We start from the raw sequence: 14,845 nt of genomic DNA, 5'->3' as shown, positions 1-14,845 counted from the left end.
CGGGGGCCGGTGACGGTCGGTGGGCCGGCCTCGGGCGTGTGCCGGGCGGCCCGGCTCACAGGGTCTGGGGGATGTCCTCCGGTCTGAGGGTCATCACGTCCGCCTCCGAGGCCTCCGGCAGCTCGGCGACCCGGTAGGCCTGGCGTTCCGTCATGGCCTGGAACAACTGGCGGGCCGTGCGGCCGTTGCCGAAGCCCCGGTCGCGGGGCATGGCGTCGAAGCGCGTGGTGAGCGCCGCGAGGGCGTCCTGGGTCAGTTCGTACTGGTGCTGGGCGGCCTGGTGCTCGACGATGCTCACCAGTTCGGCACCGCTGTAGTCGTCGAAGAGCAGGGTGCGGTTGAAGCGGGAGGCGAGGCCGGGGTTGGAGCGGACGAAGGCCTCCATCTCCTTGAGGTATCCGGCGACGATGACCACCACGTCGTCGCGGTGGTCCTCCATCAGCTTCAGCAGCGTGGCGATGGCCTCCTGGCCGAAGTCGTTGGACCCGGCGTACTGCGTGAGGGAGTACGCCTCGTCGATGAACAGCACGCCGCCCCGGGCCTGTTGGAAGACCCGCGCGGTCTTCGGCCCGGTGTGGCCGACGTACTCGCCGACCAGGGCGGAGCGGTCGGCCTCGACCAGGTGGCCGCGCTCCAGCAGTCCGACGGCGGCGAGGATACGGCCGTAGAGGCGGGCGATGGTGGTCTTGCCGGTGCCCGGGTTGCCGGTGAAGACGAGGTGGCGGCTGAGCGGGGGCGGGACCAGGCCCATCTCCTCGCGGCGGCGGACCATCTGCATCAGCTTGACCAGGGACGAGACGTCGTTCTTGACGCGCTCCAGACCAGCGAGGCCCTGGAGCTCGGCGAGCAGGTCGTCCAGGGTGTCCTCGGCGGGGGCCTCGGTCTCCCGCGCGGTGGTCCCGGCACCCGCCGCCTCCGGACCGCCGGCCGCCGACAGGGCCTGTTCGGCGCCGGTCGGCAGGGACGGGTTCTTCACGTCCCGCGAGACGCAGTCGTCGAACACCGGGCGAGCGCCCTTCTCCAGCGCCACGTCCTCCTCGCAGTCCCGGACCAGACAGCCGCGCAGGACGGGCGCCGCGCCCGTCGCGACGTGCAGGGCGGGGAAGGCCGAGCCCTCGGTGCCCGCGCCGCCGAAGACGCAGTCCTCGACGGTGCCGCGGGCCTTCTCGCCCACGAACAGGCTGTTCTTGCCGGTCCTGGCCACCGTCACGGCCCGGAGCCGGGGCTCGGCGCGCGGCCCCACCACGACGCCGGAGCCGGCCGCGTCCCGGACCGTGCAGCCCTCGACGCTCGGCGTGGCGCCCTCGCCGATGACCAGGCCGGCCGTGCCGGTCCCGCTGATCCGGCAGTCCCGCAGCACCGGCGCGGTCCGAGTGCCGCAGGAGATCCCGGACCGTTCGGCGCCGACGACATCGCACTCCTCCAGGACCACGGTCCCGGACGACTCGGTGGTGATCCCGGCCCGGCCGCGCACCACGGACAGCCCGCGCATCCGCGCCTCGGCGGCCCCGTCGATCCGCACCCCGGACAGCCCGCAGTCCGAGATCCGGCCGCCCTCCACGGTGAGTCCGGCCCGGTCGGTGGCCCGGACGCCGTGCTCGGCGGAGGAGCCGATCCGGCAGGCGGTGAGCGTCACCCGGGAGTCGTCGCAGGCGTGCACCGCGCTGAACGAGCACGCCGTCAGGTCGCCGTTGTCCATCCGTACCTCGGAGCGGCCGCCCGCCAGCAGCCCGTTGGCCCGGCTGCCCGTCACCGAGGTGCCCTCGGCCGACAGCCGGGCGGTGCCCCGGGCCACCAGGCCCGAGCCCTGCGCCCCGTCCACCTGGCAGTCGACCAGTTCGGCGCGGCCCTCGTCCTCCACGCTCACCCCGGGCCCCGCACCGTCCCGCAGCCGGCAGTTGAGCATCAGCACGTCGCCGTCGCCGGAGACGGCGACCCCGTCCCCGTCGGCGCGCAGCACCTCGCAGCGGGTGAGGACCACCCCGCCCTCGCCGGGCTCCCCGTCCCCGGCGGGCGGGGCGGACCGTGCCGCGCTGCCCAGCACGCGGACGCCCTCGGCGGCCGTCTCCTCCACCCGGCAGTCCCGGGCGGTGAGGGAGGCGCCGTCCTCCACCAGCAGCCCGCTGCGGCCGGGGCCGGAGATCCGGCACTCCCGCAGGGTCACACGGGCGCCGCCCCGGACCCGGACACCGGACCCGGTGACTCGTCGTACCGTCAGCTCCTCGGCCTCGGCGGTGGCCCGGGAGCCGACGACGACACCGGTCCCCTCGACGTCCTCGACGACGACCCGGGTCAGCCGCGCCGATCCGGTGGTGTTCAGGTGCACGGCCGCCAGCTCGGCCCCCGCGACACGGCAGTCCGTCAGGACGAGCGACGCCTCCCCGCCCGCCTCCACCCGGCCGCCGGACACGTCGCAGCAGTCCAGCTCCAGTTCCCCGGCGGCCACCAGCACGGCCGGCAGCCCCGGGTCCTGGCCGACCAGGACGAGGTCCTCGACGCGTACGTCCCGCGCGGCGACCTCCAGCACCGGGCGGCCGGGGGAGGCCGCCAGCAGACGTACGGCGTGCCGCGCGCCCTCCTCCGGCACCAGGAGCACCGCACGGTCGATCAGCAGGTGTTCGACGTACTCGCCGGGGGAGACATGGATCTCGTCGCCGTCGCGGGCGGCGCGCAGGGCGGAGGCGATACTGCGATGGGCGCCGCGTCCCTTCGGGGCGACCCGGTGCACGGTGGCGGTGGGGGTCACAGGAGCTCCGTTCCGTCGGGCAGGGCGGCCGGGTCGATGGTGAGCGGCGGCTGCGGGGGTGTGGGTGGCCGTATCGGCGCGGTGAGGGCGGCCGGGGTGGTTGCCGAGGTTGTGGTGCTCGCCGGGGGCGGGAAGGCGCGCGACGGCTGGATGTCGGCGTTCTTGTTGTTGAGCCCGTAGTTGAGGGTGCCCGCGCCCAGTGCCTCGGCGATCTGCCAGATCAGCTCGCCGGGGCCGCCGCGGTGGAAGAGCCGGGAGCCCGCTACGGCGTGCACGCCGTAGCGCAGCAGACCGCTGGTGACCCCCGCGAAGGCGCTCGCCGCCGCGCCCCACGCGCCCGCTTCGAGCGCGTCGACGCCGGTGCGCTTGTGGCCGTCGACCCCGAACACGGCCGCGTTGACGGCGCCGTTGACGAAACCGGTGAGGACACCGACGCCCAGGTTGTTGAAGAAGTCGTAGGTGCCGGAGCGCCAGCGGACGGGGTTCTCGAACACGGTCCACTCGCCGTCCCAGTCGTCGTTGGAGGCGAGCGGGTGGCGGTGCCAGTCCTGTCCCTGGTCGAGGTTGGTCAGGCCGTACTTGAGGTAGCCGAGGCGGGTGGTGTCGTAGGCGACGTTGACGCCGACGCGGATGCCGCCGCCGATCGCGCCGTTGAGCGCCGCCCGCTGCAGGGCCGTGGTCAGGTCGAACTTCTTGTTGTCGAGGTCGGCGACGATCGCGGACACGGCGAAGCTGGTGCCGAACTCGATGAGATAGCCCATGGTGAAGTCGGTGACGGCCTTGCGGAGCTGGTGCCGCCACATCGGCATGGCGGCCGAGGAACCGTCCTCGGCCCCGGTCCAGATCTCGTGGAACACATCGCGGAACTCCCGGTTGTAGCCGCGCAGTTCGGTGGTGTAGCCGCGGAAGTCGACCTCGCGTCCGACCAGCCGCCAGCTGCGGTGTCCGTCGAGGCCCACCTCGCCGCCGACCCTGGGCAGGCTGCTGATCTCGGGCAGCTTGGCGATGTCGAAGTTCGACCAGCGGCCGAAGGCGTCGGTGACCCAGACCCGTCCGGTGATGGTGCGCTGGGCCACCAGCCGCCCGTCCTGGTACTCGCGCCACTGGTTCCACAGCGACTCCGACTCCCGGAAGCGGCCCTCGAACCCCTCCACCGGATCCCGGCGGCGGATCACCTTGCCCATGTCGAACTCCTGCCAGACCTCCCGGTTCACGGTGGCCGACACATCCGTCTCGAAGTGCCGCGCGGAGCGCGAGAGGAGGTCCGACAGGGAGATCCGCCCGGACGCCACGGGCGGCGGAGCGAGCCGCTCGTTCACCGTGTACGCGTACTCGCGGACCCGGCCGCCGTTGCGGAACCGTACGGCGTCGGTGCCGATGTGGTCGGTCCAGCGGCCCCCCGCGAGGTCCTGGTAGGTGCGGATGCCCCGGGACTCGACCGTCCCGTCCGCGTTGATCTTCCGCCAGGACCAGGTGCCGTCGGGATCACGGGTGGCGTCGACCCAGAGGGAGCCGTCGCCGGTGGCGTCGCGCTCGCGGACGGCGTCGCCCCGTCGGCCGCCGGGCAACCGCTCGAAGTCGACGAAGGAGTCGTCCCAGGTACGGGTGTGCACCAGGGAGCCGCGGTTCTGGATGCGGACGCCTTCCGTGACCTCCCCGTCAGGCCCGGTGGCCGTCCAGGTCCAGTGGTCCTTGCGGGGGTCGCCATGGGCCTCGACGAACAGATCGCCCCAGTGGTCGCGGCGCCCCGTGATCTGCAGCTGGGTGTTCTTGTCCACCCACACCCCGGACACGTCGTCGGCGCCGATGCCGCGCGCCGGGTTCTCGGCGAGGTACTCGCGGACCCCGGTGCCCTGGGAACGCAGGGACAGCAGTTCGTCGCCGGCCGCGTTCTTGAAGACGTCCACGAAGCCGCCGTCGGCGGAGACGTACCGGGTGCCGGTCCTGCCGCTCTTCGTGTCCAGCCAGGGCAGCTCGTAGGCGTCCGCCGAGCCGTTCCACTTCGGGGCCGGGGCCCACTGCTTGGGGTCGGTGGCGCTGCGGCCCACCTCGACGACACTGCCGTTCTCCAGGGTGCGGGTCTCGCGGACGACCCGGCCGAACTGGTCGATGTCCTGCCAGCCGCGGCCGGCGTGCGCGGTCAGCCGGACCCCCCGCAGCTTGGCGCCGTCGGCGGCGGTCTCCGTCCAGGTGGACACCTGGAACATGGAGTCGCCGGTGACGAAGTTGCGGAAGAACCCGTCGAACCGGCCGTGGCCGGCGCGCGGGTACCAGACGGCGGCCGGCAGGCGCTGGTCGGAGATCCGGGCGACGTGCAGGGTGCCGCCGTCCGCCAACTGGGCCATTTCCTCGGTGAGTTCGTCGATGAAGTCGATCGGCTTGTTGTTGGGGCCGACGGCGGTGTGCAGCACCGGGTTGGTCCGCATGCCGCCGGGCGCGGGGCCGGACAGCAGCGGATGCTCCAGGTACTGGCGGGAGCCGTGGTAGCCGTTCAACGGCCAGAAGTCGCCCCGCCGCTGGGCCACGGCCCGTTCCCCGGTGGCCGGGTCGAGATAGGTGTCCTTGTAGCCGATCCGCGTCCAGGACCAGTCGCGGGTGCCGTGCAGCACCTCGGCGCCCTCCTTGTCGAACCGCGTCCAGGCCCAGCTGCCCTCGGTGTTCTTCTCCGCCCGGATCAGACCCCCGTCCAGGGCCTTGGTGTAGGTGCGCACGTCGAGGACGTCCACCGGGGCCCAGCGGTAGGGAAGCGTGTCGTGGTACGTGCGGCGGTCGCCGTCGAAGATCCGCTCCCCGGCCCGCAAGCGGTTGCCGGCCTCGTCGAACTCGGTCCAGCGGGCCCGCCCGAACCGGTCCAGATCGAGGTGGAGGACATGTCCGTTGCCGAGCACCTCGCGCTCGAACAGTGTCACCTTGCCCTCGCCGATCAGCTTGTACTGACCGGTGGCGGACTTCTCCAGCTTCGCGGTGTCGAAGCGTCCGGTGAGCGGGGTCCCCGTGTCGTCGAGCCGTACGGCCGTGCCGCCCGCGTGGTCGATCTTCCACAGCTGACCGTTGACCCTGCCGCCCTTGACCCGTACGGCGACGGTCTCCTCCAGCAGCGTGCCGGCCGGGTCGAACACCGCCCGCTCCAGCGGCTGGGTGCCCTTGGCGGTGGGGACGAGGGCGACCTTGCCGTGGTCGAGCGCCTCCGCACGGAAACCGGGCCGGGGATGTCCCGACACGTCCAGCACCTGGGGTGCGCCGCCGGCCTCGAAGCGCAGGACACCCCGGTCGCCGGGCAGGTCGACGTCACGGAAGGCGTGCACACCCTCGGGGCCGTAGTGCCAGCGGGTGGTGCCGGCCGCGTCGGTGAGGACGAGGCCGCCGCGCGGCTCGGTGCCGGGGGAGAGGGTGAAGAGGTCGTCGGCGGGGCGGGCGCCGGCGAAGTCGGCCGCCGTCGGGGTCCAGGGCCCGCCGTCGACCGAGCGGCCGGTGATCCCCACCTTCAGCCCGTCGAGTTCGGCCGGGCCGCCCCGCAGGAAGACCTCCTGGTGGACCAGCGAGCGGTTCGCGTCGAAGCCCAGGGTCAGGTCGGACGGGTGGTGGCGCACGGTGTAGCGGGTGCCGCCGGGGCCGCCGTGCGGGGTCGGCGTGACCGTGAAGTCGCCGAGGGCGCGGCCCGTCGGGGTGGTGGCCCGCAGGTCTTCGAGGCGGGTCGCGAGCGGCAGGTCGAGGTACTCGTCCAGGGCGCCCACGGCACCGCGCCGCAGGCCCAGCCGGGCCCGTTCGGTCAGCTCCCGCAGGTGCTCGCCGAGCAGGTCGGGGCGCAGCCCGAGCCGGTCGAGCGAGGCCGCCGCATCGTCCGCCAGCCGCTGTACGCCGGGCAGGTCCAGCGCCTGGAACGCGTGTCCGTCGGGGGCGGTGTGCAGGAAGTCCAGGGCGCCGGCGACGCCGGACAGGTCGACCGGATCGCCCTCCGGGACCGTGCGCAGGCCGGAGGCCTCGTCGAGCGTGCGCTCGAAGACGCGGGCGAGTTCGGCGTTGCCCAGCGCGTCGTCCAGGGTCTCGTGCTCCGGGAGGGAGCCGAGCGGGAAGCGTTCGCCCAGGGTGTCGCCGAGGGCGCCGACGTCGTCGAGCGCGCCGAGTTCGTCCAGCTGTACGGGTGGGGTGTCCGGGCCGGCCCCCTCGGTGAAGCGGAGGAAGCCGGGGCCCTCCGGGTCGGGCAGGTCGCGGAAGGCGAGTCCGCCGGTGTTGTCGAAGTGGAAGCGCGAGCCGGTGACGGTGTCGGTGAGGGTGAAGCCGCCGGGCAGCCGTGCGGACAGCGTGGCGTCGAGCTCGGTGAACCGGATCGAACCGGTGGCGCCGGTCACATCGACCCAGAGCCTCTTGGTGCCGTCGCCCAAGGGGGTGTGTGTCACATGGAGTCGCAGGCCCTGCGGCAACCCGTCGTGGGGGAGCGCGGCCTGCCGCCCGAGGAAGGTGCCGTCCGGCGCGAACTCGAAGCGGGTGCCGCCGGTCGGATCGACGACCGCGAACCGGCCGCTGTCGTCCAGCCGTTCGACCGTGAAGTCCGACGCGCGCACCGGTCCGGTCCCGCCGGGGGTGCGGTCGGTGAGTTCGAGACGGTACGTGCCCTGGGGCGCCTCGTCGGTCGCCGGGAGGCGCGACACCCGTAGGTCGAAGTCCGCCAGGTCGTCCACGCCGGTCAGCGGGATGTGGAACGGCTCGTCGGTGCCGGACGGGCCGTCGTCCATCCGTAGAACGCCGTCCAGGCGTGCCTGGAGGTTCGCCCACTCGGTGTCCGAGAGGTCGCTGACGTCGGACAACGCGTCGATGCGCGGTGAGTCGGGGCCCAGGACGCGGTTGAGTTCGTCGAGGGAGAGGGGCCGTACGTCCTGGGACAGGTCGTTCCAGAGGTCGTCCGTGAGCGCTCGTTCCCGCGGGCTCAGGTCGTCCCCGAGGCCGTGGAGGTCTCCGAGGTCGTCGAGGCGTACGGGTGGGGTGTCCGGCCCGGCCCCCTCCGTGATGCGGAGGAAGGCGGAGCCGTCCTGGGCGGGCCCGTCGCGCAGCGCCAGGCGGCCGTCGGCGTCGAAGTGGAAGCGGGCACCCGTACTCGTGTCGGTGACCGTGAAGCCGTGCGGCAGCCGTCCGGCGAGCGTTCCGCCCACCGGGTCGAGCCGGAAGGAAGCGGTGAGGGCCGGCGGACCGGTCAGCTCCAGCACCCTCGTCGTGGTGCCGCCCGCGCCGGGTGCGGTCGTCGTCCGGAGCCCCAGACCGGAGGGGCCGTTCGGGCCGGGCAACGTGAGCGGCAGCTCCCGCGAGTGCGTCAGGCCGCCGGGTTCGAAGCGCCAGACCGCGGCGGGGCCGTCGGGGCCCGGCATCGGCACGCGCACGGTGAGCTCGCTCGGCGTGCCGGACGCGTCCCGCACCGGCCTGACCGTGGCGCCGGGGACGGGGACTCCGTCCGGGCCGGTCACCTGGATCGGGCGGAGCGCGTCGTCGGTGAAGCGCAGCGAGAAGTCGGTGCCGGTCAGCGGCAGTTCCCGGTGCTCCAGGCGCCCCGCGGCGTCGAACTGCCAGCGCACGCCGCCCTGCGGGCCGGTGGCCGTGAATCCACCGCCCTCCCGCACGGTGACCGAGGCGTCCGGCAGCCGCGCCGGCCCGCCCTGGGCGGTGAGGTCCAGCACCTCGACGCGGACGGACGCCGGGGCGGCGTCGGTCGCGGGCACCTCCGTGACGCGCAGCCGCAGCCCGGCCACGTCGTCCAGCCCGGACAGCGGAACCTCGCGCACCGAGGGCACGGGCGGGAGCGTGGAGTCGAGCGACTGCCCCACCAGGGGGGAGCCGCTCAGCTCGGGGGCGGCCGTGGGGCGGAGGGTGACGTCCGGCCCGTCGGTGATGCGCGGCAGGTCCGGCTCCGGGGCCTGGGCGATCCGTTGCAGGTCGACGTGCGGGGTGCGCGTGGTCAGGGGCAGGTCGACGTGCGGCGTCCGGGTGATCCGGGGCAGGTCGACCCCCGTCGGCTGTGCGGGCCGGGGCACGTCGGCTGCGGGGATGTGCGGCTCGTCGAGGTTGGTCGGCGGACGGTTCGTCCCGCCCGGCAGCGGCACCCCGTCGGCACGTGGGGGCACCGGCGGGACGGAGGGGACGGCCGAGACCGGCGGCCTGACGGGTGCCACCGGCCTGGTGGTGATGTCCTGCCAGGCCTGCGGGTGCCGCAGGTTGATCCACTCGGCCTTGTGACGGGCCGCCGCCATCCTCAGGATCGCGTCGGTGCTCTTGTTCTGATGGATCCGCCCGGCGTCCGGATCCCTCGGGAACTCCGTGCGGTACCAGTCCGCGAAGGCGTCCCTGTTCTCCGGCCCCGAGACGAAGTCGTTGATCCTCTGGACGCCGACGGCCCGGTTCCCGCCCAGCTCCGCCAACGGGTCGGTCACCACGGCGACAGGTGCCTTCTCGTGCGGTACGGCGCCCTTCAGCTCGTCGGGGAGGGAGCGGAACTCGAACAACAGGGCTCGTTCCCCGCCGACCGTGGCGTTGTTGATGCCACGTCCGGCCACCTCGTTGCCGTTCAGGATGTACTGCCGCGCGGCCTTCCACACCGGCTCGTGCCCGAGGGCGGGGGCCTCGCGCAGGAGTCTCAGCGTCACGGCGCGGTCACCGGGCGACAGGGAGTCCAGGACCAGGCTCGGTCTGGTCCTGGGCAGTACGGACCACTCGTTCTTCACCGCCGGGTGGGTCAGACCGAGGTACGGCGGTGCGCCGGCCCAGTCCTCCATGGGGATGCCGTGCCTGCGGACCAGGTCGGCGGTGAAGTCGATGACGGACTTCACATAGGTGTACGCGTTCTCGACCTGCTCGGGCGCGTCGAGCGTCTCCCGGGTCAGCGCCGTCCGCAGGGCGTCGTCGTCGCGGAAGGCGGGCTTGTACCAGTGGGCGTGGTCCGCCAGCAGTCTCAGCTCGGGCGTGGCGCGGGAGCCGAAGTCCACGGCCCTGATGCCGATCGTGGCCTGCTGCTGGGTGGTCGGCATGGAGACGGAGGGGATGCCCTCGAGTTCCAGGCCCGTGCCCGCCGCGATGACATGGCGGTCGCTCGTCACCTGCAACCGGTAGAGCCCGTCGGGGCTGACCATCGACTCCAGCGGCCGGTGGTTGTGGATGCCGAGCCGCTCCTTGAAGACGTCGAGCAGCCACTGGGTCGCGCCGTCGCGGGCGCCGATCGCCCCCTGGTCACCCAGGCGGGAGGGGTAGGTGATCAGCTCCACGGTGTGCGTCTGCCAGTTGCCGCGCTGTGCCATCGAGAGGTCCGCGGGGTTGGCGTACCCGCCCTTGCTCATGTCCTTGGTGACCATGAGCAGCGGCTCGTCGGTGTCGGCCTTCGACACGAAGGCGAAGGTCCGGTCCGCGCTGTCCGGGAGGGCGACGACGAACCCGCTGAGTTCGCTCTCGGTGCCGATGGAGGGGGCGGGGAAGGACGTGTCGAATCCCGGCGCCACGGCTCGCGGGGCCCTGGTCGCCCCCGGCGCCCCGGGCAGGTGCGCCGGGGGAGCGGCGGCGGGAACCGGTGGCGGAGCGACACGGGGCGGGGCGGGCGGGGGCGGAGCGGCGTGGGGTGGAGCCACGTGGGGCGGCGCCGGAACAGCCAGGTCCTCCAGGGACAGGCGTTCGCCGGTAGGGAGCGGTCCCGTGACCTCGCTCGCCGCGTCGTCCAGGACTCCGGTTCCGGAGACGGACAGCCGAGGAAGCTGCCCGGGCGGGTTGCCGCCGAGACCGCCGAGGTCGTCGAGCCCGTCGAGCCCGCCGAGATCGTCGAGGGCCGTCACCGGACGCGCCGCCGTGTCCGGCACCGTCGTGCCGAACGTGTCCAGCCCGGTCGTCGGCACCCCGTCCGCGGGAAGATCCACGAACCGGCCGCCCCGGTCGAACACGAACCGCGTCCCGTTCGCCGTGTCGGTCACCGCGAAGCCGCCCGGCAGCCGCCGCGCCGGATCGCCGTCGAGCCGTACGACGGTGAAGGCGCCGTCGCCCGCGCCCGGCACCGCCAGCCGGTACGTCGCCGACGGTGTGCCGTCCGGCAGCCGGGAGAACGTCGTGGTCAGCCGGGACCCGGGCAGCGGGCCGCCGGTGGGGCCGGACAGGGTCAGCTGTTCCGACAGCCGCGTGCCGTCGAGGTCGAAGCGGCCGATCCAGGCGCCGTCGACCGACTGCACCCGCACCCCGGTGACCACGCCCAGCGCGCCCCTGACCGGTTCCACGGTCGCACCGCCGGGCAGCGCCACCCCGTCCTCGCCGACGATCCGGGGCAGCGATCCCGGCCCGGGGTCGGCGTCGAAGCGTACGAAGCCGTCGGCGCCCGGCAGCCGGATGTCGGTGAACCGCTGTACCTCGCTCGCGTCGAACACCAGCCGGAGGTCACCGGTCGGGTCGGTGAAGCGGAAGCCGCCGTCCTCCAGCGGGGTCCGCTGCCACTCCGCCCGGAAGCCGGTCACGCCCGTGACGTCGGCCGGGTCCACCAGCACGGTGTCCGTCCGGGGCGCGGGCGCGTCGAAGCGGTCGAACCGGAAGTCGTCGGAGAGGTGTCCGAGGTCATCCAGTTGGCTGCCCAGGTCGTTCAGCGAGTCGCCCCTGCTCAGCGAGTCGAGCCCGGTCGGGGAGTCCAGGCCGTTCGGCGAGCCGAGCCCGTTCGGTGAGCCGAGGTCGTCGAGGGCGCCGGTCCCGCCCAGGTCCAGCTGGTCCAGCAGCCGGAGCTGGTCGTCGAGGGACAGCCCCTGGAAGTCGAGCGCGCTGGGGCCCGACGTCGCTCCGCCGGTGATGCCCGGGGTGCCCTCGCCGGGCACGCGCAGATCCGCCGCCAGCGTCGGCAGGGGATCGCTGCCTCGGAAGTTGGGGTTGGGGATCCACTCCAGCAGGTTCTGCTGGGCGTCCATCCGGTACGCGCCCCGGATGAACTCCGAGGCGATACCTCCGGGGAAGGCGATCTCGTTCTCCGACGCCCAGCCCGAGGCGCGCCAGGCATCGGGGCCCAGGGAGCGCTCGAAGGTCCGCCCGACGTCGATACCGCCGGACGCCTCGATCTCGAACTTGTAGATCCCGTCCCAGACGAGGTTCCGGTCGGTCGTCGTGCTGACGAACGCGGACGGCTGGCCGGTCCTGACCATGACGTCGAGGTTGGTCTCCAGCGGATCGCGGACGGTGAACCCCTCGCGGAAGATCTGGTCGAGGGGCCGTCTGCCGCCGATGCGCCACAGTGTCTCGTCGGTCGCACGCCAGACCGGGGCCGGGGTGATGGCCCGGATGTCGACGGACCGGTCGGCGGCGAAGGCCAGCCGGTCCGGGAGCCCGTCGGCGCCGAACCGGGTGACGGCACCCTCGGGCCCGGTGACGGTGAAGCCCCCGTCGACCATGCGCACCTCGACGTCGGGGACGATCCCGGCGTCCGTCCTGAGCACCCAGGTGACGTTCTGGCCCGGTTCCATGGTGATCCAGCTGCCGGTGGGCGTCCCGAGGTCGTCCAGGAGCCGCAGTTCACCGGTGGGCAGGGCGGCGACCAGGCCGTCGGTCCGGGCCGTCATCACCACGACGTCCCGGCGGACCGTGTCCAGGTTCATCCCGAGCCGGTCGAACGCGATCCGGGCCCGGTCGAGGCCGAGTCGCGCGGCGCTCAGGTCCAGCTCGGCCCGCGCGCGGCTGAGCGGCGGGACGTCGGTCAGCCCGTCGAGGTCGCCGAGCCTGCGCCCGGCGGTGTCCAGCTGCAGTTGGGCGTCCTGGGCGCGCAGCCAGGTCTGGAAGCGTTCCGTGGCGAGTCTGCCGGTGGCGCCGCCGGTGACGATGTCCCGCAGGGTCAGCGCGGTGAAGGGCCTGGTGGCCGGGGGAGCGGTGACGTCGTTGCGGACCGGGCCCAGGCCGAGCAGGTCGCGGGCGGTGCGGGAGCCGTCGCCGGTGTCGGGCAGCAGCCGGGTGAGGTCGTCGAGCTTGATGCCGAGGTCGTCGAGGCCTTCGGCACCCTTCGTGGCGTTCCAGGTGGGGACGCGGGGGTCGGCCGGTCCGAGGGCCTCGATCGTCACCCCGTCCTTCAGCCCCACGCGGACGTCGATCGGATCGGTCTTCCCGATGCGCAGGACCACCCCGTCGGGGGTGACTCGCACCAGATCGATCTCGCCGTCCAGGATCTGGCGCACCTGCGTCTCGGTCAGTCCGCCCAGCCGGCTGTCGAGGCTCAGTCCGGCCAGGTCGTCGAGGGGGCGCAGCAGACCGGCCGGGGTGCGCTCCATGCCGGTGAGGGCGTCGAGGTCCCGCAGTTCGTCGAGCACGGTCGGCGGCGGCAGCAGGCCGTCGCCGACGCGGCCGGTCACCGGGTCGAGGAGCCGGAGGCGCTCGTTCACGGGGCTGAGCAGGCCGAGGCGCTGCCCACCGGGGACCGTGCCGACCGGCAGGCCCACCGTGTCGAGGTTGTCGAGGACGCCGAGCCGTACGCCCATGTCGTCGAGGCGGCCCGGCATCCGGACGGGGCCCGGGCCCGGCAGCGAGCTGAAGCCCGGGGTGCGGGGCGCGGTCACCGGGGTCACCGAGATGTCGGCCAGCTCGTCGAGGGTGTCGTTGAACTCGGGTGTGCCGGGGACGGCGAGTCTGTCGGAGCCGGTGCGGTCGAACGGGCGCAGGGCGCCGCCCCGGTCGAGGTTGCGGCCCGGCAGGTCCAGCAGGTCGCCGGTCAGGGAACCCGCCCTGGTGAGGAGGCCGGGGCCGCGGGCGGAGAAGTGCAGACCCCGGTCGACGAATCCCATCCGGGCCGCGCCCCGGTAGCCGAACCGGGCGATCTCGGAGTACCGCATCGGCAGCAGCGCCGAGGTCGTGAGCCGGCCGAGGCCCATGACCGTGAAGACGCCCAGCTTGCTTCCCAGGCCGCCGGTGACGAACGCGGTCGACTGGTAGAAGTCGCGGCTCAGCGCGGACCAGCCCTGCCGGACGGCGCCGCGCGCGAAGCCGCCCATGAATCGCAGGGCCGACCCCAGCATCGCGGGCGTCTTCGACAGCAGCCGGGGCAGCGCCATCAGCCCGCTGCCCGCGCGACCCGCCAGCGCTCCGCCGAACCGGACCAGCCCCTGCCCCGCCAGTGACAGCATGCGGCCGGGGGAGGACATCAGCGCCCTGCCGCCGCGGAACAGCAGCCGTCCGCTCGCCGAAAGGGCGCCGCCGAGGGCCTTTCCGCCCGAGGAACCCAGCCGGAGCAGTCCGCCGAGCGTCGTCAGGCCCTTCGTCGAGGGGAACAGGATGCCCAGGAACGCGAGGCCGAGGCTCAGGGCGTTGCCGTTGCCCGTGGCGTAGTCGACGAGGGCCTTGGCGAAGAGCACCGCGCCCAGTCCGAAGGCCACCAGCCCCAGCGGGCCGCCGATGACGGCCGCGACGAGGGTGATGACCAGCGCGACGATCTCCAGCACCTTGAAGAACGTCGACACGAACCGCTTCCAGAAGCTCTTCTTCGGCTTCTTCACGGGCTTCGACACCAGCCGGGACGCCTCGTGCAGGGCGTCCTCCAGGATCTTCGCCTCGGCCTGGACGGCGTCCTGCTCCGCGTCGACCTCGCCGCGGGCGCGGGACATCTCCGGATCGTTGTCGGCCAGCGGCGAGCCGCCGACCCGCTCCAGGGCGGCCACGGTGTCCGCCGCGTTCTCGGCCCGGTCCTGCGCGTCCCCGAGGGCACGGGCGTAGCGGGCGGTGGCGTCGGCGGCCATCTCGAACGAGCGGTTGATGTTCGCCATGTACGTCTTCAGCTCGTCCTTGACGTACGTCCGCAGCGCGTCCGCGGTCCGCCCCTCGAAGCCGCCGTCCTCGGCCTTGGTCAACAGGGTGTCGAGGCCGCCGCTGACCCGTCCGGCCAGATCGCCGAGGTCGCGCAGCTCCTTGGTGATGTTTTCGAGGACGCCCGGGTTCCCGGTCACCGGATTGCCGGTGAAACCGACTCTGCTCCACTCGTCGGAGGTGGCCAACGAATCCTCCACGCGGTCCGGGACTGGCGTACCGAAAGCAGACGTACCTGGGTGGCTTGAGAGTTCAATGAAGTGGCGCACGCCACATTTCCCCCGGTCAGAGCGGTGCGGCCGAAAATTCTTTGAACCATCCGGG

At 73.4% G+C, this 14,845-nt stretch carries 2 protein-coding genes; both read right to left on the bottom strand.

Going from position 1 to position 14,845, the window contains the following annotated elements; translation table 11 throughout:
* Positions 1-55: 55 nt before the first annotated feature.
* Positions 56-2,746 (bottom strand): right-handed parallel beta-helix repeat-containing protein, encoded by a 2,691-nt coding sequence (locus HW837_RS11510; RefSeq protein ID WP_193381292.1) that lies wholly within the window; start codon positions 2,744-2,746, stop codon positions 56-58.
* A complete protein-coding gene (locus HW837_RS11505) occupies positions 2,743-14,709 on the bottom strand; it encodes an actin cross-linking domain-containing toxin (protein ID WP_193381291.1) in 11,967 nt (3,988 codons plus the stop codon). The genes HW837_RS11510 and HW837_RS11505 overlap by 4 nt, the downstream gene beginning before the upstream one ends.
* Positions 14,710-14,845: the final 136 nt, after the last annotated feature.

Source organism: Streptomyces caniscabiei, from assembly GCF_014930365.1.
GTDB classification, from domain to species: Bacteria; Actinomycetota; Actinomycetes; order Streptomycetales; family Streptomycetaceae; genus Streptomyces; species Streptomyces caniscabiei.
The sequence above is the reverse complement of the archived record's forward strand: the minus strand, read 5'-3'. Positions and strand labels throughout refer to the sequence as shown.